Origin of the sequence: Mannheimia glucosida (genome assembly GCF_046267875.1) — a bacterium.
In the GTDB taxonomy this organism is placed as follows: Bacteria; Pseudomonadota; Gammaproteobacteria; order Enterobacterales; family Pasteurellaceae; genus Mannheimia; species Mannheimia glucosida.
Window position 1 is genome coordinate 654,701 of the sequence record NZ_CP176502.1, and the last position, 22,913, is coordinate 677,613.

Genomic DNA, 22,913 nt, shown 5'->3' on the forward strand with positions numbered 1-22,913 from the left:
GCCATTAGTACTATGAAAGAGCTAACTTACATCTTTTTCGCCTTGGAACGAGCGATACGGGTGTCGCCGACAATCCAGTCAAAAATCAGGATAATTGCCATCATCACCACAATTAAAATCGAACCGTAGGCAATCGCAATGCCGTATTCACCGTCTTCCACACGGTTGAGAATGTAGGAGGTTGCCACACGAGTGTCGGCGGTGACTAAGAATACAATCGCACTGACAGTCGTCATTGCCCGCACAAAGCTGGTGACGAGGGCGGAGAGCAGTGCCGGTTTGAGTAGCGGTAACACCACAAACAGCATCGTTTTGAACGAACCGGCTTTCAGCGAGAGCGAGGCTTCGTCCAGCGATTTATCCAACTGCCCTAAGCCGGCAATTGCCGCTCGCATACCCACAGGCATATTCCGCATTACCATTGAGAGAATGATGATCATACCGGTGCCGGTTAGGTAAATCGGGGCATCGTTAAAGGCAAGAATGTAAGAAACACCCGCTACGGTTCCCGGTACGGCAAAGCAGAGCAGGGTTAAAAATTCCAGTGTTTTCTTGCCTTTGAAATCACGCCGAACCGTCACATAGGCGATCAGTAAGCCGAATAGGGCAGTAATCGGGGCGGCAGCGGCAGCGAAAATCACGGTTTGAATTAACGAAGGGAAACCGCCATCGCTAAACCCTTGCCCGAACAGCTTGATGTAGTTATCAAGGGTTAAGGTGTAATCCACGCCCCAGTTCACGGTGAAACTGCCGTAGAAAATACTGCCGTACAGCACTAAATTGAAAGTTCCCCAGAACAATAAGGTGCAAATAATCAGCCATTTCATACCGCTTGGTAAGTCTTGCACATCGCCCCGATAGGATTTGCCCGACACCGTCACATAAGAGCGGTTGCCGATCCAGAGGTATTGGATCACGAAAATGGCTAGGGAGAATACCAGCAAAATTGCCCCGAGTGTGCTGGCGGAGGCGTAATCCAGTTGGGAGCCGGCGATGTAGAAGTAGATTTGGGTTGCAATCACATCAAAACTGCCGCCCAACACCAACGGCGTACTGAAATCAGCAAGGGATTGGATCGCCACCACCAAAAAGGAGTTTGCCAACGCCGGTTTTAACAATGGGAAAATGATGTTAAAAAAGGCTTGATAGCGATTGGAGCGCAGGGTGTAAGCCGCCTCTTCCACCGATGGGTGAATGGATTTCAATGCCCCTTCCAAAATCATAAACGACATTGGCGTGAGAGCGAGGGTATGGGCGATCACAATACCGGTGAAACCGTACAGCCAGTTGTTGGCAAAGCCGAAATAGTCCACTAGAAATTCAGTCACATAACCGGAACGCCCAAGCATTAGGGTTACGCCTAAACCGACTACAAACGGTGGTGTGACGATGGGCAAAATCGAGAAAATCCGCCCGATAAACGCTGAGCGTTTGGCAATTCGAGTGGTGTAGAGGGCAAACGCCAAGCCGAATAGGGTGGAGAGAACGCCGACTGTGCCGGCAACCGAGAGCGAGTTACCTACTACTCGAGCCACATAAGGCTGTTGCAAAATCGTCAGCACTTGGCTTGGCACAAATTCCGAGCCGTTGTAGAACATCGACACAAAAATGGCGATGGTCGGATATACAATAAAAAAGAAAATCAGCAGAATAATGCTCAGTAACGAGCCGATAATAAAGTGGTCACCCTGCATTACTTTGAGCGTTGCTAAATTTTGGGTCGCAAGCCCCATAATGGCAATAATCAACGGCAACACCGCATAACCGAGGCTGATTTTCAGCACAATCGCTGACAGGAAAATAAAGGCGAACAGCACGCCCAACCCGACTAATTCCAGCTTGGCTCTGGTTTTGCAAGCGGTCGAATTTGGCAATAAAAATGCAAAAAGCGGTAAAAACCACGCCCAAGTAATGTTGATACTCGACCAACCCATTGCGGCGAGCAGTTCATCAGAGGTTGAGTCAAACAGACCATAATCTAAGGCTTTAGACGGTAACAAGAGAAAACCGAGTAACCCGATAAGCACCCAAACAAGCGGTCGGGAAAAGGAAAAATTCTGCATAACACCTCACAGATTCTTATAATTAGAGAGGGGATAATTGCTTATCCCCTCAGTGGAAAGATTAACACTATTTCGCTAATTTTACTTCATTTACCCACTTATCAATCAAGCGTTTACGCTCTTCACTCGAGCCGTATTTTTCAAAATCATAATTGATTAAGTTTAAGTTTTTCGGATCAAGTGCGTAAGGCGAGGCTTCTGCTGTGGTGTTGGTTAATACTTGGAACGCATTGCCTTTTTGCCAAGAGAGTTCTTGAGCTTCTTTAGAAAGCGACCAATCCACAAACAGTTTTGCATTATCAAGGTTTCTTGCACCTTTGAGGATACTCACACCGCCTAATTCGTAGCCTGTGCCGTCTGTTGGTGCGGTCATTTCAATGTTAGCCCCGTTTTTCTTCTCAATTGCATAGTCGTGTAAGAAGCCGATACCGATCGCGGTTTCACCACGGGCAGTGTTGCGTGCCGGTGTGATGCCGGATTTGGTATATTGTGAAATGTTTTTGTGTAATTTGCGGAAATAGTCGAAGGCTTTCTCTTCGCCCCAAAGTTGCACGAAAGTCGCAATTGCGGTATAAGCCGTGCCGGAGCTTTGTGGGTCGGCAATTTGGATTTCACCGGCTAGGCGAGGGTCGAGCAAGTCTTCCCAAGTGCTAGGCACTTTTTCAATGCCGAGTTTTTTGATTCGGTCTAAATTCACACCATAACCTAAAATCCCCATATACACAGCCGAAGAATAGTTGCCTTTTAATTTTGCCGGGTCACGGAATTTCTCGATAATTTGTTCGAGGTTCGGCGATTTATATGGCTCGAGTAAACCCATTTCTGCGGCTTGTGAATGCGGATCTAAGGTGCCGCCATACCATACATCAGCTTGAGGATTGTTCTTCTCTGCTTCAATTTTCGCCAATGTACTGCCTGAACCGTTACGCACAAATGCCACTTTAACATCATATTTTTTTCCGAATGCTTGCACTTCTTGCTCACAAAGTTCGTTAGTGGCACTACAATAAACGGTTAAACGACCTTCTGCTAAAGCAGAGTTGGCAAAGGCTGAACCGAGTAATAAAGTCGAGAGTGCCAAAGATAATTTTTTCAATTTCATTGCAATTTCCTCAAGTTGTTATGGAATAAATTATGAGTAATATAGCAAAAGCCAGAAAGAAATTCTGTGAGCCAGTTCACAGTTCGGCTAAACAAGCGGTCGATTTCGAGCAAAATATTGCAATAAAGTGAGATTATTTGAACCTTTGTCGATTTAGGTAATCTGATAGTATAGGTCAAGGATATTGACTGATTTGAAACTGATTAATTATGAGGGATTATTATGAAATCTATTTTAAAAGTAGTGGGTTTAACAGTGTTAGCCGTTGCGGTATCAGGCTGTAATAATATGACTAAAAGCCAACGCAATACTGCGATCGGTGCAGCAATTGGCGGTGTGGCTGGTCACGCGATTGGTGAATCTACCGGTGCAACCTTAGGTGGTGCGGCATTGGGTGGCGTGATTGGTAGCCAAATCAAATAATTGCAAAAAATTTCAAGGAATCAACCGCTTGTAAATCAACATTACAAGCGGTTTTATTTTGTATAGATTTTGTAAATTTAGCATTTTCTGCTTTTCTTTTCGTGAGCTTTCTTTATAATGCAACAAAGTTTTGAAGCGAAACTTAAACGAAGGCTGTAATGTCAAAACGTAATACACAACAACGTCGCCATTTAATTGTACAAATGGTGCAAGAGAAAAATGAAGTGAGTGTAGATGAACTTGCTCATTTCTTTGAGACGTCTGAAGTCACGATTAGAAAAGATTTAACCGCTTTGGAAGAAAGTGGTTTTTTATTGCGTAAGTATGGCGGGGCGGTAAAAATCCCATCAGAAATGATGGAAGAAGCGTTTATTGAGCAACTTTCGATTCAAAAGAAAATGATTGCTCAAGCCGCCCGTGATTGTATTCGTGATCATAACCGTATCATTATTGACAGTGGTAGTACGACCGGTGCTTTGGTAAAAGCATTGAACCAAACCGGCTTGGTTGTGATGACCAATTCGTTGAATTTAGCCGCGGAATTAACGTCTCTTGAATGTGAGCCAACGGTGTTGATGACCGGCGGCACTTGGGATAGCCGTTCTGAATCCTTTCAAGGCAAAGTAGCGGAGCAGGTGTTACGTTCATACGATTTCGATCAGCTTTTTATTGGTGCTGACGGTTTAGATTTGGCTCGAGGCACAACCACCTTTAATGAATTAGTCGGCTTAAGTCAGGTGATGGCGGAAGTGAGTCGTGAAGTGATCGTGTTGATTGAATCGCAAAAAATCGGGCGAAAAATGCCTAATATTGAATTGGAATGGCAAAATATTACCAAAATTATTACCGACAGCCAATTAAGTTTTGAAACGAAAGAACAAATCGAAAAAATGGGTGTCGAAGTGGTTATTGCAAAATAGCAGTAGTTCAAATGAATCTTTAAACTTAAAAATAGGAAAGCAAATTTATGTGTGGAATTGTAGGTGCAGTAGCACAACGTGATATCGCAGAAATCTTGGTTGATGGTTTACATCGCTTAGAATACCGTGGATATGACTCAGCTGGTGTAGCAGTATTAAATGCAGATGATAAAACAATGCAAATTGTACGCCGTGTCGGTAAAGTGAAAGCCTTAGATGAAGCGTTAGACACTAAGCCACTATTAGGCGGCACTGGGATCGCACACACTCGCTGGGCAACGCACGGCGAGCCGTCAGAAACTAATGCTCACCCACATCGTAGCGGTAAAATTGCGGTGGTTCACAATGGGATCATCGAAAACTACGAAGAGTTAAAAGTAGTGTTGCAAGAGCGTGGTTATGTGTTCCAATCTCAAACCGACACCGAAGTCATTGCTCATTTAGTTGAATGGGAATTGCGTTCTGCCTCTTCATTATTAGAAGCGGTACAAAAAACCGTGGTACAACTGCGTGGTGCTTACGGCACAGTGGTGTTAAATGAAGAAGAGCCGGAGCATTTAATTGTGGCACGTTCAGGCAGCCCGTTAGTGATTGGTTACGGTGTGGGCGAAAACTTCCTTGCTTCAGACCCGCTTGCATTATTAAGCGTAACTCGCCGTTTTGCTTACTTAGAAGAAGGCGATGTAGCGGAAATTACCCGTCGCACGGTGGATATTTATGACCGTGAAGGTAACAAAGTAGAGCGTGAAATTCACGAAGGTAATTTTGAAGCTGATGCGGCAGATAAAGGGCAATATCGTCACTATATGCAAAAAGAGATTTTTGAGCAGCCAGTTGCGATTATGAATACCTTAGATGGTCGTATCAAAGACGGTAAAGTAGATATTTCAGCCATTGCACCGAATGCGGCAGAGATTTTATCGAAAGTAGAACACGTGCAAATTGTGGCTTGTGGAACCTCTTACAATGCTGGTATGGTTTCACGTTATTGGTTTGAATCCATTGCAGGCGTGAGCTGTGATGTGGAAATTGCCTCCGAATTCCGTTACCGTAAATTCGTTACTCGCCCGAACAGCTTATTAATCACGCTTTCACAATCAGGTGAAACCGCAGATACGTTAGCTGCACTGCGTTTAGCGAAAGAATCAGGCTATATGGCGGCAATGACGGTGTGTAATGTGGCAAGTTCTTCATTAGTGCGTGAATCGGATTTTGCGTTCTTAACTAAAGCCGGTGTGGAAATTGGGGTAGCATCAACCAAAGCGTTTACTACCCAATTAACCTGCTTGTTATTGTTAAATGTCGCGATTGGACGCTTACAAGGCAGAATGAGTGAGGAGCAAGAACACCATATCGTGCAATCTTTACAACGCTTACCGGCACAAATTGAAAGTGCATTAGTGTTCGATAAACAAATCGAAAAATTATCCGAAGATTTTGCCGATAAACACCACACATTGTTCTTAGGTCGTGGAGAATATTACCCGATTGCGATGGAATCTGCATTGAAATTAAAAGAGATTTCATATATTCACGCAGAAGCTTATGCCGCAGGCGAGTTAAAACACGGCCCGTTAGCATTAATTGATAGCGATATGCCGGTAGTGGTGGTAGCACCGGAAAATGACTTGCTTGAGAAAGTGAAATCCAATATTGAAGAAGTGCGTGCAAGAGGCGGTCAGTTATATGTGTTTGCCGATCACGATGCCGGTTTTGAAGAAGCAGAAGGCTTCAAAACGATTGTAATGCCGAAAGTTGATGAAGTAACCGCACCGATTTTCTACACCGTGCCGTTACAACTACTTTCATATCACATTGCCTTAATCAAAGGAACGGACGTTGACCAACCTCGTAACCTTGCAAAAGCGGTGACTGTAGAGTAATGTTAGTTAAACCCCAAGATATCTTGGGGTTTTTATATGAGTTATAGGACAGTTTATTGCTAGTTGAAACAATTTATAAATAAGCTTACTTAAACTATTAAATTAGCTTAAAAATTCACTTGATTAATGAGTGGTTTTTGTAGTATATTTTGCACCCTGTTTATCTTGTGTAAACAGGTTCGTCCCGAAAGGGTGTTTTTTTATTTTAACGGAGCACTAATATGATCCAAGAACAGACTATGCTGGACGTTGCTGATAACTCAGGGGCTCGTAGCGTAATGTGTATCAAGGTTCTAGGTGGATCGCACCGTCGTTACGCTGCTATTGGCGATATCATTAAAGTTACTGTAAAAGAAGCAATTCCACGCGGTAAAGTTAAAAAAGGTGATGTGTTAAAAGCAGTTGTTGTGCGCACCAAGAAGGGTGTTCGTCGCCCAGATGGCGCAGTTATTCGTTTCGATGGCAATGCTTGTGTAATTTTAAACAATAACACTGAGCAACCAATCGGTACTCGTATTTTTGGACCGGTGACTCGTGAACTTCGTTCTGAGAAGTTTATGAAAATCATCTCTTTAGCTCCAGAAGTACTATAAGGAGAATGTAATGGCTGCAAAAATCCGTCAAAACGATGAAGTAATTGTTCTTACCGGTAAAGATAAGGGCAAACGTGGTAAGGTAACTAAAGTGTTACCAAATGGTAAAGTTTTTGTTGAGGGTGTCAACATCATCACTAAACACGAAAAACCAATTCCTGCATTAGGCAAAGCTGGCGGTTTAGTGAAGAAAGAAGCTGCAATCGATGTTTCAAACGTTGCAATCTTCAACCCTGAAACCAACAAAGCTGACCGTGTAGGATTTAGATTCGAAGATGGCAAAAAAGTGCGTTTCTTCAAATCTAACGAGAAAACAATTTAATTAACTGGAGTAATGTGATGGCGAAACTGCATGATTACTACAGAGATACAGTAGTTAATGAATTAAAAGCAAAATTCAACTACTCATCTGTCATGCAAGTCCCACGAATCGAAAAGATTACCCTTAACATGGGTGTGGGTGAAGCATTGACCGACAAAAAACTGTTAGATAACGCAGTAGCGGATTTAGCAGCAATCAGCGGTCAAAAACCTTTAGTAACCAAAGCTCGCAAATCTGTTGCAGGCTTTAAAATCCGTCAAGGGTATCCAATCGGTTGCAAAGTAACCCTACGTGGTGAACGTATGTGGGAATTCTTTGAAAGATTGATTACTATCGCTGTTCCACGTATCCGTGACTTCCGCGGTTTAAACGCTAAGTCATTCGATGGTCGTGGTAATTACAGTATGGGTGTTCGTGAACAAATCATTTTCCCTGAAATCGACTATGATAAAGTAGATCGTGTTCGTGGTTTAGATATTACTATCACCACCTCAGCGAAAACTGATGAAGAAGGTCAAGCTTTATTAGCGGCTTTCAATTTCCCATTCCGTAAATAAGGTAGGTTATCGTGGCAAAACAATCAATGATCGCACGTGATGTAAAACGTGCTAAATTAGCTGATAAATTCTACGCAAAACGTGAAGAATTAAAGAAAATCATCTCTGATGTAAATGCATCTGATGAAGAGCGTTGGGACGCAGTGTTGAAGTTACAAACACTTCCACGTGACTCTAGCCCAATCCGTCAGCGTAATCGTTGCCGCCAAACTGGTCGTCCACATGGCGTACTTCGTAAGTTTGGTTTAAGCCGTATTAAGGTTCGTGAAGCTGCTATGCGCGGTGAAATTCCGGGTCTTAAGAAAGCAAGCTGGTAATAACCTCTTTTAATTTGGAATCATGGGAGTAAATACATGAGCATGCAAGATCCAATCGCAGATATGCTGACCCGTATTCGTAACGGTCAAGCTGCGAATAAAGTTGCAATCAGTATGCCTTCATCTAAGTTAAAAGTTGCTATTGCAAATGTTTTAGCTGAAGAAGGTTATATCGAAAGCGTTAAAGTTGTTGAAGGTGTGAAACCTGAACTGGAAATTACTTTAAAATATTTCCAAAACAAACCAGTTGTAGAAAGTATTCAACGTGTGAGCCGTCCTGGTTTACGTATTTATAAACGTAAAGATGAGTTACCAAAAGTAATGGGTGGTTTAGGTATTGCAGTTGTTTCTACATCTAAAGGTGTAATGACCGACCGTGCTGCGCGTCAAGCAGGCCTCGGCGGTGAAATTATCTGTTACGTAGCATAATAGAGAGGTAGGAAAAATGTCTCGTGTTGCAAAAGCACCTGTTAATATTCCTGCCGGTGTTGAGGTAAAACTTAACGGTCAGCTATTAACAGTTAAAGGTAAAAACGGCGAGTTATCTCGTGAAATTCACAATGCAGTTGAAGTAAAACAAGAAGCAGATGCATTAACTTTCGCTCCACGTGAAGGTATCGCTAATGCAGATGCTCAAGCAGGTACTGCTCGTGCACTAGTAAATAATATGGTGATCGGGGTTACTGAAGGCTTTACTAAGAAATTGCAATTAGTGGGTGTTGGTTATAGAGCACAAATGAAAGGCAATGCTGTTGCTTTAAGTTTAGGTTTCTCTCACCCAGTAGAACACACGTTGCCAGCAGGCGTAACTGGTGAATGTCCATCACAAACAGAAATTATTCTGAAAAGTGCTGACAAACAGTTAATTGGTCAAGTGGCAGCAGATATTCGTGCATATCGCAAACCTGAACCTTATAAAGGTAAAGGTGTACGTTACTCTGATGAAGTAGTGCGTACAAAAGAAGCGAAGAAAAAGTAAAGTAAGGTAACACTATGGATAAGAAAGTAGCTCGTATCCGTCGTGCAAGCCGTGCACGTCATTTAATGAGAGAGCAAGGTGCAACACGTTTAGTTGTGCATCGCACACCTCGCCATATCTATGCGCAGGTGATTGCACCTAATGGCTCAGAAGTACTAGCAGCAGCTTCAACTGTTGAAAAAGTAATTAAAGAGCAAGTTAAATATACCGGCAATAAAGAAGCCGCAGCAGTAGTGGGTAAAATCGTTGCTGAGCGTGCAATTGCCAAAGGTATTAAAGCGGTTGCTTTTGACCGTTCTGGTTTTAAATACCACGGTCGTGTGCAATCATTAGCAGATGCTGCTCGTGAAGCTGGTCTACAGTTCTAATAGAGGAATTTGAGATGTCAAACATCGAAAAACAAGCTGGTGAACTGCAGGAAAAGCTAATCGCGGTTAACCGTGTTTCAAAAACCGTAAAAGGTGGTCGTATTATGAGTTTCACTGCTTTAACAGTAGTGGGCGATGGTAACGGTCGTGTAGGTTTTGGTTACGGTAAAGCACGTGAAGTTCCAGCAGCAATCCAAAAAGCGATGGAAAAAGCTCGTCGCAATATGATCAATGTAGCTTTAAATGAAGGTACATTACAACATCCAGTTAAAGGTTCACATACAGGTTCACGCGTATTTATGCAACCAGCAAGCGAAGGTACAGGTATCATCGCTGGTGGTGCAATGCGTGCAGTATTAGAAGTTGCGGGTGTTCGTAACGTTCTTTCTAAAGCGTATGGTTCAACTAACCCAATTAACGTTGTTCGTGCAACAATCGATGCACTTGAGAACATGAAATCACCTGAAATGGTTGCTGCAAAACGTGGCAAAACAGTTGAAGAAATTTTGGGGTAATTGGATATGGCAAAAATTAAAGTAACTCAAACTCGTAGCTCTATCGCTCGTTTACCGAAACATAAAGCAACGTTAAAAGGCTTAGGTCTTCGTCATATTCGTCATACTGTAGAACTTGAAGATACACCAGCAGTGCGTGGTATGATCAATCAAGTGTCTTATATGGTTAAAGTAGAGGAGTAATAGAATGCGTTTAAATTCTCTTTCTCCAGCTGAAGGTGCTAAGCACAGTGCAAAACGTCTAGGTCGTGGTATTGGTTCTGGTTTAGGTAAAACTGGTGGACGTGGTCATAAAGGTCAAAAATCTCGTACAGGCGGCGGTGTTCGTCGTGGTTTCGAGGGTGGTCAAATGCCTTTATATCGCCGTTTACCAAAATTTGGTTTTACTTCATTAAAATCATTCCATGTGGCTGAAATTCGTTTAAACGACTTAGCTAAAGTAGATGGCAACGAAGTAACTTTAGAGACATTAAAAGCAGCAAACGTCATTACTAAAGATATTTTATCTGCTAAAGTAATTTTAGCGGGTAAAATTGAAAAAGCAGTTGTGGTGAAAGGCTTACGTGTAACTAAAGGCGCTAAAGCTGCTATTGAAGCTGCTGGCGGTTCTATCGAGGAATAAAGATGGCAAAGCAACCAGGGTACCAAGGTAGTACACAAAAAGGGACTGGCGAGCTTAAATCAAGACTATTGTTTGTTTTAGGTGCGTTAATCGTTTTCCGTATCGGTTCTTTTATACCTGTTCCTGGCATTGATGCTTCTGTATTATCCGAATTAATTCGACAACAGCAAGGCACCATCATTGATATGTTTAATATGTTCTCTGGTGGTGCTTTAAGCCGTGCATCTATATTTGCACTAGGTATTATGCCTTATATTTCAGCGTCAATTATTATCCAATTATTGACAGCGATTCACCCACCTCTAGCTGAATTAAAGAAAGAAGGTGAAGCAGGTCGTCGGAAAATCAGTAAATATACACGCTATGGCACACTGTTATTAGCATTTATTCAATCTATTGGTATTTCACTAGCCCTACCGAATATGGTACATGGATTAGTTCCTAATCCAAGTATATTATTCTATGTAACTTCTGTAGTAAGCTTAGTGACGGGAACAATGTTCCTAATGTGGCTAGGCGAACAAATCACTGAGCGTGGTATCGGAAACGGTATCTCATTGATTATTTTTGCAGGTATTGTTGCAGATCTTCCAGCAACGATAGGGCAGACAATTGAACAAGCCCGTCAAGGCGAGTTATCATTTATCGTCTTACTACTAGTTGCAATAATTGCATTTGCAGTAACTTATTTTGTTGTTTTTGTTGAACGTGGACAAAGAAGAATAGTTGTAAACTATGCAAGTCGCCAACAAGGTCGAATGATGGCGCCTGCAAGAACTTCTCACTTACCATTAAAAGTGAATATGGCAGGGGTAATACCGGCAATTTTTGCTTCAAGTATTATTTTATTCCCGGCAAGTATTACTCAATGGTTTGGTCAAAGCGAAGGATTTGAGTGGTTATTTAACCTTTCACAACTATTACAGCCAGGTCAACCACTGTATGTTGTATTATTCACAATGGCAGTGATTTTCTTTGCTTTCTTTTATACAGGAATGCAGTATAATCCTCGTGATACAGCGGATAATCTTAAGAAATCAGGTGCGTTTGTACCAGGTTACCGACCAGGCGAACAAACATCTCGTTATATCGATAAAGTAATGACACGTTTAACCTTAATTGGTGCGTTATATATTGCTTTTGTTTGTTTGGTTCCTTACATCATTACGTCGTTATGGAAGGTGCCATTCCAATTAGGTGGTACATCATTATTGATTGTAGTGGTTGTTATTATGGATTTCATCGCACAGGTTCAGAGTCATTTAATGTCTCAACAATATGATTCTGTGTTGAAGAAAGCTAACTTAAAAGGTCTAAATTAATAGGCCGTTAATAAAGGATAAGCAATGAAAGTTCGTGCTTCAGTAAAAAGAATGTGCCGTAATTGTAAAGTAATCAAACGTGAAGGTGTGGTTCGTGTAATTTGTAGCGATCCTAAACACAAACAACGTCAAGGTTAATTTACGCATATTTCTTGCAAAGAACCCGCTGAGCAGTTATACTGCTCAGCTCATTCGTCCTGATATACTGTTTGAGTATCCTGAAACGGGCTTTTCAAGATCAGTATATCAATAAACTTAAATAATAGGAGTGCATAGTGGCCCGTATTGCAGGCATTAACATTCCTGATCAAAAACACACTGTAATCGCATTAACTGCAATTTACGGTATCGGTAAAACTCGTGCAAAAGCCATCTGTGCTGCAGCGGGTATTGCTGAAGATGTAAAGATCAGAGAATTGTCTGAAGAGCAGATTGAAAAACTGCGTGAAGAAGTTGGTAAATTTACTGTCGAAGGGGATTTACGTCGTGAAGTAACTTTAAGCATCAAACGTCTTTTAGACTTAGGTTGCTACCGTGGTTTACGTCATCGTCGTAGTTTACCGGTACGTGGTCAACGTACTAAGACTAATGCGCGTACCCGTAAAGGTCCACGCAAACCGATCAAAAAATAGTCGGAGTAGATAAATAATGGCTAAAACACCAGTTCGCGCACGTAAGCGCGTAAAAAAACAGATTGCAGATGGCGTAGCTCATATCCACGCATCTTTCAATAACACAATCGTTACTATTACTGACCGTCAAGGTAATGCTCTAGCTTGGGCAACTGCAGGTGGTTCAGGTTTCCGTGGTTCTCGTAAATCGACTCCATTCGCTGCTCAAGTTGCTGCAGAGCGTTGTGCAGAAATGGTTAAAGAGTTTGGTTTAAAGAATTTGGAAGTTATGGTTAAAGGACCGGGTCCAGGTCGTGAGTCAACAATCCGTGCATTAAATGCAGCAGGTTTCCGTATCACGAATATTACTGATGTGACTCCGATTCCACATAACGGTTGTCGTCCACCGAAAAAACGTCGTGTTTAATTGACGTTAAAAGAATTGGAGAAAGAAAATGGCAAGATATTTGGGTCCTAAGCTCAAGCTAAGCCGTCGTGAAGGTACTGATTTATTCTTAAAATCAGGCGTTCGTGCGATTGAATCAAAATGTAGAAATAGACTTGATGTAGCGCCTGGTCAACATGGTGCTCGCAAGCCACGTTTATCTGACTATGGTAGTCAGTTACGTGAAAAACAAAAAGTTCGCCGTATTTATGGTATCTTAGAGCGTCAATTCCGTAATTATTATACAGAAGCGAACCGCTTAAAAGGTAATACCGGTGAAAACTTACTAGTATTATTGGAAGGTCGTTTAGATAACGTAGTTTATCGTATGGGTTTTGCAGCAACACGTGCAGAAGCACGTCAGCTTGTTAGCCATAAATCAATCGTAGTAAACGGTCGTGTAGTAAACATTCCTTCATTCCAAGTTTCTGTTGATGATGTTGTTGCTGTTCGTGAAAAATCGAAAAAACAAGCACGTATTAAAGCATCATTAGAATTAGCAACTCAACGTGAAAAACCAACTTGGTTAGAAGTTGATGCAACTAAAATGGAAGGCGTATTTAAACGTCGTCCAGAGCGTTCTGATCTATCAGCAGATATTAATGAACATCTGATCGTTGAGCTTTACTCTAAATAATAGTTAGCTTAACCGCAAAGAGAGGAAAAAATGCAGGGTTCTGTGACAGAATTTTTAAAGCCGCACTTAGTAAATATTGAACAAGTTAGTTCAACTCATGCTAAAGTGACATTAGAGCCGTTAGAACGTGGTTTTGGCCATACATTAGGTAACGCACTTCGCCGCATTTTACTTTCATCTATGCCGGGTTGTGCAGTTACTGAAGTTGAAATTGATGGTGTACTGCATGAGTACAGCAGCAAAGAAGGCGTTCAGGAAGATATTCTTGAGGTATTATTAAACCTTAAAGGTCTAGCGGTAAAAGTGCAAAATAAAGATGATATTATTTTGACACTAAATAAATCTGGAATTGGCCCTGTAACTGCAGCCGACATCACACACGATGGCGATGTAGAAATTGTGAATCCTGATCACGTAATCTGTCATTTAACAGATAAGAATGCATCAATTAATATGCGCATTCGTGTTCAACGTGGTCGAGGTTATGTTCCTGCATCAGCACGTCTTCATACTCAAAACGATGACCGCCCTATCGGTCGTTTATTAGTAGATGCACGTTTTTCACCTGTAGATCGCATTGCTTACAATGTTGAAGCTGCTCGTGTTGAACAACGTACAGACTTAGATAAACTTGTTATTGAGATGGAAACTAACGGAACGTTAGATCCTGAAGAAGCTATCCGTCGTGCTGCAACGATTTTAGCAGAACAACTTGCTGCATTCGTTGATTTGCGTGATGTTCGTCAACCTGAAGTGAAAGAAGAAAAACCGGAATTTGATCCTATTCTTCTTCGTCCAGTAGATGACCTAGAGCTGACAGTTCGTTCTGCTAACTGTTTGAAAGCAGAGACAATTCACTATATCGGTGATTTAGTACAACGTACAGAAGTTGAACTTCTTAAAACCCCGAACTTGGGTAAAAAATCTCTTACAGAGATTAAGGATGTTCTTGCTTCTCGTGGTTTATCACTCGGTATGCGCCTTGAAAACTGGCCACCTGCAAGTATTGCAGAAGACTAGTTTTTCGGTATAGATTTTCTAAGAAGGAATAGGTTATGCGCCATCGTAAGAGTGGACGTCAATTAAACCGTAACAGCAGCCATCGCCAAGCGATGTTCCGTAATATGGCAAGTGCGCTTGTTGAACACGAAATCATCAAGACAACTTTACCAAAAGCGAAAGAGTTACGCCGTGTAGTTGAGCCGTTAATTACTTTAGCTAAAGCAGACAGCGTTGCAAATCGCCGTTTAGCTTTTGCCCGTACACGCAACGTTGATACAGTTGCTAAATTATTCAATGAATTAGGTCCACGTTTTGCACAACGTGCGGGTGGTTACACTCGCATTTTAAAATGTGGTTTCCGTGCAGGTGATAATGCTCCAATGGCTTACATTGAGTTAGTGGATCGCCCAGAAGTTGCAACTGAAGCAGCTGCGGAATAATCTTAATCAAAATTGAGCTTAAAACCCTGGTAGAAATACCGGGGTTTTATTCTTTTATTCGTTTTGATCAAAAAATAATTTTATTTTATAGTTACTTTTGAAAGTGGGTACTGGAGGAAGTAATGATAGAACAATCTTATAAAATTGCCTTACTTTTTAATGCTAACAAAATTTATGACAGAGGAGTAATGCAGGGCATTGGGCAGTTTATTCAAGCATCACAATGTACTTGGGATATTTTTGTGGAAGATGATTTTGTCTATCATAAAAACAGTATCGAAAGCCTGTCGATTGACGGCATTATTGCCGATTTTGACGATTTGGAAACAGTTGAGCTACTTAAAGATATTGACGTCCCCATTGTAGCAGTAGGCGGTTCTTACCAAAACCCTGACTATTACCCTGACCTTCCTTATGTTGCTACCGACAATTACGCCTTAGTTGAGGCAGCATTTTTACACCTAAAACAAAAAGGAATCAACCAATTTGCGTTTTACGGCTATCCTGCAGAAACGGAAAAACATTGGGCGATAGAGCGAAAAAATGCCTTTATTCAGTTGATGGAAAAATATGAACATCACCCAAATTGTTATATTGGTGATCAATTTCATTCAGATAATTGGGTTGAATTACAAGCCAAATTAGGCGAGTGGTTACAAACCTTACCAGCCCACACGGGCATTATTGCTGTTACTGACGCAAGGGCAAGACACCTGCTTCAAACCTGTGAGCATTTAAAAATCGCTGTACCTGAACAACTTTGCGTGATTGGTATTGATAACGAAGAGTTGATTCAATACCTCTCTCGGGTTTCTCTTTCTTCAGTCACACAAGGAACATCACAAATCGGCTATCACGCTGCGAAGTTATTATATCGAAAATTAAATAATCTACCGGTTTCAACCAAGCCAATTTTAATCCCTCCGGTAAAAGTGGAAGAACGCCGTTCGACCGATTATCGTTCTTTGCAAGACCCAATGGTAATCCAAGCTATGCACTTTATTCGTCACCGAGCTTGCCAAGGCATTAAAGTAGAGCAAGTACTGGATCATCTTAAAATTTCCCGCTCTAACCTTGAACAGCGTTTTAAGCAGGAAATGAATAAGACAATTCACCAGGTGATTCACGAGGAAAAATTAGCAAGAGCAACATATATGCTCAAATTTACCGAGATTTCGACCCAAGAAATTGCCAATGTGTGCGGTTATCCCTCTTTACAATATTTCTATGCCGTGTTTAAAAAAGAGTTTGGTAAAACCCCGAAAGAGTTCAGGCAAGAGTAGTAACAAGCGGTCAATTTCACCGAATATTTTGCAATTATTGCCTTATCTTCAGTTATAATCAGCGAAATTAAATTTTTTCGTTATCTATCCCAATGAGAAAACCGAAACGCCCAACTTTGCAAGACATCGCTACTCATCTCGGTATTACCAAAATGACGGTCAGTCGCTTTTTGCGGGATCCAAACACCGTTGCCAAAGAGACCGGCGAGCGGATTGCACAAGCGATAGAGCTGTTTGGCTATATCCCGAATCGTGCGCCGGACATTCTCTCCAATGCCAAAAGCCGAGCGATTGGCGTGCTGGTTCCCTCGCTTACCAACCAAGTATTTGCCGATGTGATTAAAGGCATTGAGCAGATTACCGACCAAGCCGGCTACCAAACTATGCTCGCCCACTATGGTTACAGCGAGCAGAAGGAAGAACAGCGGATTGAGTCGCTGCTTTCGTACAATATTGACGGCATTATTTTATCGGAAAATCACCACTCGCCCCGCACCTTGAAAATGCTGGAGGTGGCGAATATTCCGGTAATAGAGATAATGGAAAGTGGTGAATGTGGGATTCAGCAAGCAGTTGGATTTGACAATATTTCTGCGGCTCAAGCGATGGTAGAAACAATGATTCATCGAGGCTGCCGACAGGTGGTGTATTTTGGGGCGAGAATGGATAAACGCTCTCAGCTGAAAATGCAGGGCTACGAACAGGCAATGCTCAAACACGGCTTAACTCCACACAGTATTACTACCGCAGAGCATTCTTCTTTCACACTTGGAGCAAGCCAGCTAAAACAAGCTTTGGTGCAAATTCCGCAAGTGGACGGCATTTTTTGCACTAATGATGACTTGGCAATCGGGGCATTATTTGAGTGCCAACGGTTAGGCATTAATGTACCGCAGCAGATTAAAATCGCCGGTTTTCACGGCCACGATGTCGGGCAATCCCTCACGCCGCAGCTTGCCAGCGTCATCACACCTCGCCTTGAAATAGGCAGAGTTGCCGCCCAAGAGCTACTCAACCGTATTCACGGTGTACAGCAACAAAGCCCGATTATTAACTTGGGCTATCACATTCATTTGGGGGAAAGTGTGTAGCCTAGACAAGCGGTTGAATTTGCAAAAAAATCCGCAAAATCCACCGCTTGTGATTAAAGCAACGGCTCGACTGCTTTCACGCAACGCTCCACCACCTCATCAAAATTGCCGTCAATATCAATAAAAATCACATCTGGCTCGTCTGCCTGCGGAATTTCTAACGTATTGAACTGACTTTGGAGCATCTCCGGCTTCATAAAATGCCCTTTGCGTTGTTGCATTCGAGCCAGCACCAGATCAAATGAGCCGTGCAGGAATAGAAATGTCACATCGGCATTGCCTTGTCGGATCTGGTCTCGGTACTTTTTCTTTAATGCCGAACAGACAATAATTCCTTTTTCGCTTTTTTGTTCAAAGCTGAACACTGCATCGTTAATCCGCTCCAACCACGGTGTGCGATCTGCATCATTAAGTGGCGTACCGCTTGCCATTTTCAGTATATTGGCACGAGGGTGTAAGTCGTCCCCGTCAATCAATTTCATTCCTAACCGCTGTGCGACTGCCGTTCCCACGCTGGTTTTGCCGGTGCTGGACACGCCCATCAAAATAAATGCTTTGCCGTTTGCCATTGAATTTCCTTGTGTTACTGGTAACGCTAATTTAGCCGTTAATGTAACAGGTTATGCTGAAAAATCATCTGCTATTTCCAGAAAACTTGAAGTAGATCACATTTTTAAAATAAAAGCTCCGCAACCGTTTACTCTAAACTGCTTTTTGGTTATGTTACCGATAACAATTCAACCTTAGGAGATCCTATGTTACTGTTCATTATGTTTGCCGCCATCATTTTATTGCTGGTGCTGATTATGAAATTTAAAGTCCACGCTTTTGTGGCATTGATTATTGTGAGCCTGCTCACTGCATTAGCTGCCGGCATTCCGGTGGATAAAATCCTGCCAACATTGTTGAATGGTTTTGGTAGTACGCTGGCATCAGTGGCGTTACTGGTGGGGCTTGGGGCGATGATTGGCCGTTTGCTTGAAATCACCGGCGGGGCGAAAGTGCTTGCCGATACGCTTATCAATAAATTCGGTAAAGAACGTGCGCCTTTTGCGTTGGGCGTTGCCTCGCTGTTATTCGGCTTTCCGATTTTCTTTGATGCCGGCTTGGTGGTGATGTTACCGATTATTTTTAGCGTGGCAAAACAGTTCGGCGGTTCGGTGTTGCGCTATGCGTTTCCGTCTGCCGGTGCGTTTGCGGTAATGCACGCCTTTCTACCGCCGCACCCCGGCCCGGTTGCCTCCGGCGATCTGCTTGGTGTGAATATGGGGCTGTTAGTCTTGGTGGGCTTGGTTTGTGCAATCCCAACGTGGTATATCGGCACTTACCTGTTCAGCCAATTTATCAGCAAACGCATTCACGTTGATTTGCCGAAAGCGTTTTTAAACGGCTTATCGGCAAACGAAATGGCAGTGCAAAACCCACCAAGTTTCGGCAAGGTGCTCACGGTGTTGGTGCTGCCGATTATCCTGATTTTGTTTGATACCGGCTTGAATACCCTCTCGGTTGCTAAGGTGATTGACGGTGGTGAAATATGGGTGCAAAGCCTTCGCTTAATCGGCAAAACCCCTGTTGCCTTACTGATCACTTTACTTGTGGCAATTATGCTGTTGCGGGATAACCGCAGTTTCGATCAAATCGAAAAAATTTGTAACAACGCCCTTGGCCCAATCTGCTCGATTGTCTTAGTGACCGGTGCAGGCGGAATGTTTGGCGGTGTGTTGCGTGCCAGCGGGATTGGCGATGTGTTATCGGAAATGATGAAAGACACTGGAATGCCGATTGTGGTTGCCGCCTTTATTATTGCTACGGTATTCCGTGTCGCACAAGGCTCGGCAACCGTTGCTTTAACCACAACCGCAGCGTTGATTGCCCCTACCGTGGCGGCAGCGACTGATTTAAGCCAGTTCGACCTGTGTTTTATCGTGATTGCCATCGCCTCTGGTGCTACCGTGCTTTCCCACGTTAATGACTCCGGTTTCTGGCTGATGAGCCGTTTCCTTGAAATGGACGAAAAAACCACCCTCAAAACGTGGACAATGCTTGAAACTTCCATCGGTTTAACCGGTTTTGCCTGTGCATTGATTGGCAGCTGGTTACTCTAATTCCAACCCTGACAAGCGGTCTGTTTTCTTCTAAAATTTGCAAAATTTGGCAGAGAATCGACCGCTTTTTCTTATTATAGAATGTTAGGGTTTATTTAATATATCTTCATTTATAAATTGAATATTTTGTAAATTATCCCAAAACCTTTCTGCTGCATTATTTAGTCTCGTATTCATTCTGTAAATATAACCTTTTATTGGAATAACTAATTCATTTTTGTCTAGTATGATTACTTTTTTATTGTGTAATTCTTCACTAATAGAATATTCAGGAAGCCATGCAATACCTTGATGATTTAGTACCATGTTTTTTAATAACTCAGACATTGATGAAATAAATTTTGTTTTTGTATTTAATTGAATCGTATTAGCTAACTTTCTATTCACTAACCGTCCCATATAGGAATTTGGTGTATAATTTAATAATGGTATGTTTTTATCGTTTAAATTAAATAATGCAGAACCTGTAATATCTATTGGGGAAATAGGGTAAAGCTTAGATTGCATTATTTCTAAAGACATAAATGGGGGTTGCATTAATTTTTCATCATAAAATGAAAAAATAAAATCGCTTTTTCCTTCAATTAGAGTATTTACTGTTTGGTCAACATCGATTGCTTCAACGGAATAAATAAAATTTTCATTTGTTTGTGATAATTTCTTAATTAATTTGGGCATAATAGAAAGAGAGAGGGAATGAGCCGCCGCAAATTTAATATTAGGTAAGTTACAATTATGTCCTAATAATTCATCTAGATTATTCTGTAATTGTTGTAATAAGTTTCGCGTTTGTGAATGAAATAGCTTACCTTGTTCTGTGAGTTGTAATGGAATAGAGGTACGATCAAATAACTTCACTCCCACAACTTCTTCTAAAGCTAAAATACGTCTGCTAAATGCAGATTGTGACAAATTTCTTTTTTCTGCTGCCTGAGAAAAATGGCGGCATTCTTCTAGCGTTAAGAAATCTTCTAACCATTTTGTTTCTATGTTTTTCATATCCTAATCAATGCAAATTTTGCATTCTGATTTCATTAAATGCATTAAATCTATATTTGATATATTAGTATTTTATTGATTTTAAAGATTTTTTTCTATCTATAAAGAGCTTTGTTGCATTTTTTGCATACTGATTCGATTTCTTGCATTTCTTTTTTGCATAACTTGTTTGTATAAGTCATCGCAGTAAATTAAATATTATAAGGAGAAGTATATGGCAAAAAATATTATTGGCATTTTAGGTGGAATGGGACCTGCAGCAACAGCAGATATGTTCCAAAAATTTATCCGCTTGACACCTGCTGATTGTGATCAAGCTCATATTCCATTACTGATTTCCTCTATTCCCGACATACCGGATAGAACTCGCTATATTTTAGCAAATGGAGAGAATCCAGCTCCGGTAATGGAAAAATATATTGAAAGGCTTGAGAGTGCAGGGGCAACCTGCATCATCATTGCGTGCAATACGGCACATTATTGGTTTGAACGCTTGAAAGCTAAAAGTCAGGTAGAGATGCTAAGTATGATTGATTGTGTGGTTGATGAGGTTTTGAAGTGTGGAAAACGGCGGGTTGGATTGTTGGCAACTGATGCAACTTTGGCGGTAGAACTATACAAAAAACAGCTTGAAGCACAAGGACTGACTTTTATTTGCCCGACAGAAAATGGTCAAAAGGCAGTAATGGATAGTATCTATTTATTAAAATCAGGTGAGTTAGAGAAAGCCACAAAGCTAATGTTACAACAACGTGATGAACTCATTCGTTTAGGTGCAGAAGTAATTATTTTAGGTTGTACAGAAGTACCTATTATTTTAGCTCAAGAAATAGAGCGTGAGCCAATGCGTTATGTAGATTCAACGTTGGTATTGGTTAAAAAAGCAATTGATTGGTATCAAACTCATTAATTTAAGGAGATGGATATGATTTATGCAGAAATCTTTGTGGTACTTGCTGCAATCTATTTAGGACTGCGTTCTGGGGGCTTAGGAATAGGACTATATGGTGGTTTAGGGCTTGCGATTCTAACTCTAGGTTTTGGTTTACCTATGGGTTCTATTCCAGTTGATGTAATGCTGATTATTATGACTGTTGTAATAGGTGCTGCTGTGTTACAAGCAGTAGGAGGTATGGATTTACTTGTTCGTTATGCGGAAGTATTAATGCGTAAAAATCCTAAATATATCAATTTTATTGCACCGATGATTACTTGGTTAATGACGATTATGGCTGGTACAGGTTTTATCGTATTTTCCACCTTACCTGTGATTGCAGAAGTGGCAAAAGAGAGTGGTATCCGCCCTTCAAGAGCATTAGCCGGCTCGGTTGTGTCTTCTCAATTAGCTATTGCAGGTTCTCCATTGAGTGCTGCAATGGCGGCTATGATAGCAGTAATGGAAAACAACAGTGTTACATTTTTTCAAGTAATAGCAGTATGCTTACCTGTTTCTTTTATTGCCTCTATGGTTGCTGCATTTGTTGCTTCTAAGCAAGGCTGTGAATTGCAAAATGATGTTGTTTATTTAGAACGTTTAAAAGCAGGAATCGTCAGCCCATCTCGTAAGTTAGCGAGTGAATCTACCCATTCAAAAGGAGCAAAACTATCGATTGGCATTTTCTTACTAGCAACTGTATTGGTTGTTCTACTTGCAGCCGTTCCAGGGTTAAAGCCAGTATATGAAAATGGGAAGTCAATGAGTACCCGGGATATAATTATTGTGATGATGTTAGCCTCTTCGTGCTTAATGATGCTGGCAGGAAAAATTAAACCTGATGCGATTGTGGCTAGTCCAATTTTCCGCTCAGGAATGACCTCTATTGCGGTAATTATCGGGATTGTTACATTAGGTATGACTTTTGTCGATGCACATTTAATAGAAATTAAAGCTTCTATTGGAAATATTTTAACTGAATATCCAATGTTGTTAGCTGTAGTGCTCTTTTTTACTTGTGCATTACTTTATTCACAAGGGTCAACTTCTGCTCTTATTATTCCATTAGCAGTAAGCTTGGGGATCCCTAACTGGGCAATTTTGGCTTCTTTCATTGCAATTACAGGCATTTTTATCCTGCCAACCTACCCAACTTCATTAGCAGCGATGGAATTAGATACTACGGGTTCAACTCGTGCCGGCAAATATATTATAGATCATCCGTTTATGCTTCCAGCTTTAGTTGGGGTTGCTGTTGGCCTTGCTTTTGGATTCGTATGGGCTCCGATGATTGTATCTTAATTATTAAATATGTAGAGAATTTAAGTTAATTCTCAATAATAAATGGTTGCACCTTAGAAAAACGCTTGTCTAAGGTGC

The 22,913-nt window shown here is 41.5% G+C and carries 29 protein-coding genes; 25 read left to right on the forward strand and 4 right to left on the reverse strand.

Going from position 1 to position 22,913, the window contains the following annotated elements; all coding sequences use genetic code 11:
• Positions 1–26 precede the first annotated feature (26 nt).
• Positions 27–2,063, reverse strand: a complete 2,037-nt coding sequence (locus tag ACJ7Z2_RS03300; RefSeq protein ID WP_409500775.1) for an ABC transporter permease — start codon at positions 2,061–2,063, stop codon at positions 27–29.
• Positions 2,064–2,130: 67 nt separating this feature from the next.
• Positions 2,131–3,165: an ABC transporter substrate-binding protein gene (locus ACJ7Z2_RS03305; RefSeq protein ID WP_126301529.1), complete on the reverse strand. Its 1,035-nt coding sequence runs from the start codon at positions 3,163–3,165 to the stop codon at positions 2,131–2,133.
• Positions 3,166–3,387: 222 nt separating this feature from the next.
• Between ACJ7Z2_RS03305 and ACJ7Z2_RS03310 the strand changes: the two genes are divergently transcribed.
• The 22 genes from ACJ7Z2_RS03310 to gntR all read left to right on the forward strand — a co-directional run bounded on the left by ACJ7Z2_RS03310 (position 3,388) and on the right by gntR (position 17,495).
• Positions 3,388–3,588, forward strand: coding sequence for a glycine zipper 2TM domain-containing protein (locus tag ACJ7Z2_RS03310; RefSeq protein WP_409500776.1), 201 nt, complete (start codon positions 3,388–3,390; stop codon positions 3,586–3,588).
• Positions 3,589–3,746: 158 nt separating this feature from the next.
• Positions 3,747–4,508, forward strand: a complete 762-nt coding sequence (locus tag ACJ7Z2_RS03315) for a DeoR/GlpR family DNA-binding transcription regulator (RefSeq protein WP_006251516.1) — start codon at positions 3,747–3,749, stop codon at positions 4,506–4,508.
• Between the two features lie 47 nt (positions 4,509–4,555).
• Positions 4,556–6,391 carry a glutamine--fructose-6-phosphate transaminase (isomerizing) gene (glmS, locus tag ACJ7Z2_RS03320; protein WP_409500777.1) on the forward strand — a complete coding sequence of 612 codons (1,836 nt, stop codon included), beginning with the start codon at positions 4,556–4,558 and terminating at the stop codon, positions 6,389–6,391.
• A gap of 221 nt (positions 6,392–6,612) precedes the next feature.
• The gene (gene rplN, locus ACJ7Z2_RS03325) at positions 6,613–6,984 is read left to right on the forward strand and encodes a 50S ribosomal protein L14 (RefSeq protein ID WP_005711998.1); all 372 of its coding nucleotides are present in this window, start codon (positions 6,613–6,615) and stop codon (positions 6,982–6,984) included.
• A gap of 10 nt (positions 6,985–6,994) precedes the next feature.
• A complete protein-coding gene (rplX, locus tag ACJ7Z2_RS03330) occupies positions 6,995–7,306 on the forward strand; it encodes a 50S ribosomal protein L24 (protein WP_409500778.1) in 312 nt (103 codons plus the stop codon).
• A 17-nt stretch (positions 7,307–7,323) separates the two neighbouring features.
• The gene (gene rplE, locus ACJ7Z2_RS03335) at positions 7,324–7,863 is read left to right on the forward strand and encodes a 50S ribosomal protein L5 (RefSeq protein WP_006250027.1); all 540 of its coding nucleotides are present in this window, start codon (positions 7,324–7,326) and stop codon (positions 7,861–7,863) included.
• Between the two features lie 11 nt (positions 7,864–7,874).
• On the forward strand, positions 7,875–8,180 hold the full coding sequence (gene rpsN, locus ACJ7Z2_RS03340) for a 30S ribosomal protein S14 (protein WP_126301533.1): 306 nt from the start codon (positions 7,875–7,877) through the stop codon (positions 8,178–8,180).
• 36 nt (positions 8,181–8,216) lie between these two features.
• Complete coding sequence (rpsH, locus tag ACJ7Z2_RS03345; RefSeq protein ID WP_006250025.1) at positions 8,217–8,609, forward strand: 30S ribosomal protein S8; 393 nt, start codon at positions 8,217–8,219, stop codon at positions 8,607–8,609.
• A 16-nt stretch (positions 8,610–8,625) separates the two neighbouring features.
• Positions 8,626–9,159: a 50S ribosomal protein L6 gene (gene rplF / locus ACJ7Z2_RS03350; RefSeq protein ID WP_006250024.1), complete on the forward strand. Its 534-nt coding sequence runs from the start codon at positions 8,626–8,628 to the stop codon at positions 9,157–9,159.
• Between the two features lie 14 nt (positions 9,160–9,173).
• Positions 9,174–9,527, forward strand: coding sequence for a 50S ribosomal protein L18 (gene rplR / locus ACJ7Z2_RS03355; RefSeq protein ID WP_006250023.1), 354 nt, complete (start codon positions 9,174–9,176; stop codon positions 9,525–9,527).
• 14 nt (positions 9,528–9,541) lie between these two features.
• Positions 9,542–10,042, forward strand: coding sequence for a 30S ribosomal protein S5 (gene rpsE, locus ACJ7Z2_RS03360; RefSeq protein ID WP_005705945.1), 501 nt, complete (start codon positions 9,542–9,544; stop codon positions 10,040–10,042).
• 6 nt (positions 10,043–10,048) lie between these two features.
• A complete protein-coding gene (rpmD, locus tag ACJ7Z2_RS03365) occupies positions 10,049–10,225 on the forward strand; it encodes a 50S ribosomal protein L30 (protein WP_006250021.1) in 177 nt (58 codons plus the stop codon).
• A 4-nt stretch (positions 10,226–10,229) separates the two neighbouring features.
• A complete protein-coding gene (gene rplO / locus ACJ7Z2_RS03370; RefSeq protein ID WP_409500779.1) occupies positions 10,230–10,664 on the forward strand; it encodes a 50S ribosomal protein L15 in 435 nt (144 codons plus the stop codon).
• A 2-nt stretch (positions 10,665–10,666) separates the two neighbouring features.
• Positions 10,667–11,986: a preprotein translocase subunit SecY gene (secY, locus tag ACJ7Z2_RS03375; RefSeq protein ID WP_006251510.1), complete on the forward strand. Its 1,320-nt coding sequence runs from the start codon at positions 10,667–10,669 to the stop codon at positions 11,984–11,986.
• A gap of 24 nt (positions 11,987–12,010) precedes the next feature.
• Positions 12,011–12,124, forward strand: a complete 114-nt coding sequence (rpmJ, locus tag ACJ7Z2_RS03380; RefSeq protein ID WP_006250018.1) for a 50S ribosomal protein L36 — start codon at positions 12,011–12,013, stop codon at positions 12,122–12,124.
• 137 nt (positions 12,125–12,261) lie between these two features.
• Complete coding sequence (rpsM, locus tag ACJ7Z2_RS03385; protein WP_005705966.1) at positions 12,262–12,618, forward strand: 30S ribosomal protein S13; 357 nt, start codon at positions 12,262–12,264, stop codon at positions 12,616–12,618.
• Between the two features lie 16 nt (positions 12,619–12,634).
• Positions 12,635–13,024 (forward strand): 30S ribosomal protein S11, encoded by a 390-nt coding sequence (gene rpsK, locus ACJ7Z2_RS03390; RefSeq protein ID WP_005705959.1) that lies wholly within the window; start codon positions 12,635–12,637, stop codon positions 13,022–13,024.
• 28 nt (positions 13,025–13,052) lie between these two features.
• Positions 13,053–13,679 (forward strand): 30S ribosomal protein S4, encoded by a 627-nt coding sequence (gene rpsD, locus ACJ7Z2_RS03395; protein ID WP_006250017.1) that lies wholly within the window; start codon positions 13,053–13,055, stop codon positions 13,677–13,679.
• Between the two features lie 30 nt (positions 13,680–13,709).
• The gene (locus ACJ7Z2_RS03400; protein WP_006250016.1) at positions 13,710–14,699 is read left to right on the forward strand and encodes a DNA-directed RNA polymerase subunit alpha; all 990 of its coding nucleotides are present in this window, start codon (positions 13,710–13,712) and stop codon (positions 14,697–14,699) included.
• Between the two features lie 35 nt (positions 14,700–14,734).
• Positions 14,735–15,121: a 50S ribosomal protein L17 gene (gene rplQ, locus ACJ7Z2_RS03405; protein ID WP_006250015.1), complete on the forward strand. Its 387-nt coding sequence runs from the start codon at positions 14,735–14,737 to the stop codon at positions 15,119–15,121.
• Between the two features lie 122 nt (positions 15,122–15,243).
• On the forward strand, positions 15,244–16,404 hold the full coding sequence (locus ACJ7Z2_RS03410) for a XylR family transcriptional regulator (protein ID WP_006250014.1): 1,161 nt from the start codon (positions 15,244–15,246) through the stop codon (positions 16,402–16,404).
• A gap of 92 nt (positions 16,405–16,496) precedes the next feature.
• Complete coding sequence (gntR, locus tag ACJ7Z2_RS03415; protein ID WP_409500780.1) at positions 16,497–17,495, forward strand: gluconate operon transcriptional repressor GntR; 999 nt, start codon at positions 16,497–16,499, stop codon at positions 17,493–17,495.
• A 53-nt stretch (positions 17,496–17,548) separates the two neighbouring features.
• On the opposite strand, the gene ACJ7Z2_RS03420 is transcribed toward gntR, so the two are convergent.
• Positions 17,549–18,064 (reverse strand): gluconokinase, encoded by a 516-nt coding sequence (locus ACJ7Z2_RS03420; RefSeq protein WP_409500781.1) that lies wholly within the window; start codon positions 18,062–18,064, stop codon positions 17,549–17,551.
• A 186-nt stretch (positions 18,065–18,250) separates the two neighbouring features.
• Between ACJ7Z2_RS03420 and ACJ7Z2_RS03425 the strand changes: the two genes are divergently transcribed.
• Positions 18,251–19,600, forward strand: coding sequence for a GntP family permease (locus tag ACJ7Z2_RS03425; RefSeq protein WP_409500782.1), 1,350 nt, complete (start codon positions 18,251–18,253; stop codon positions 19,598–19,600).
• 84 nt (positions 19,601–19,684) lie between these two features.
• Here the strand turns inward: ACJ7Z2_RS03425 and hypT are convergent, their stop codons facing one another.
• Positions 19,685–20,599, reverse strand: a complete 915-nt coding sequence (gene hypT / locus ACJ7Z2_RS03430) for a hypochlorite stress DNA-binding transcriptional regulator HypT (RefSeq protein WP_126301540.1) — start codon at positions 20,597–20,599, stop codon at positions 19,685–19,687.
• A 214-nt stretch (positions 20,600–20,813) separates the two neighbouring features.
• Between hypT and ACJ7Z2_RS03435 the strand changes: the two genes are divergently transcribed.
• Together ACJ7Z2_RS03435 and ACJ7Z2_RS03440 are read left to right on the forward strand one after the other, a co-directional pair.
• A complete protein-coding gene (locus tag ACJ7Z2_RS03435) occupies positions 20,814–21,509 on the forward strand; it encodes an aspartate/glutamate racemase family protein (RefSeq protein ID WP_409500783.1) in 696 nt (231 codons plus the stop codon).
• Between the two features lie 15 nt (positions 21,510–21,524).
• Entirely contained in the window at positions 21,525–22,835 is a 1,311-nt protein-coding gene (locus ACJ7Z2_RS03440; protein ID WP_409500784.1) for an anaerobic C4-dicarboxylate transporter, read from the forward strand.
• Positions 22,836–22,913 lie beyond the last annotated feature (78 nt).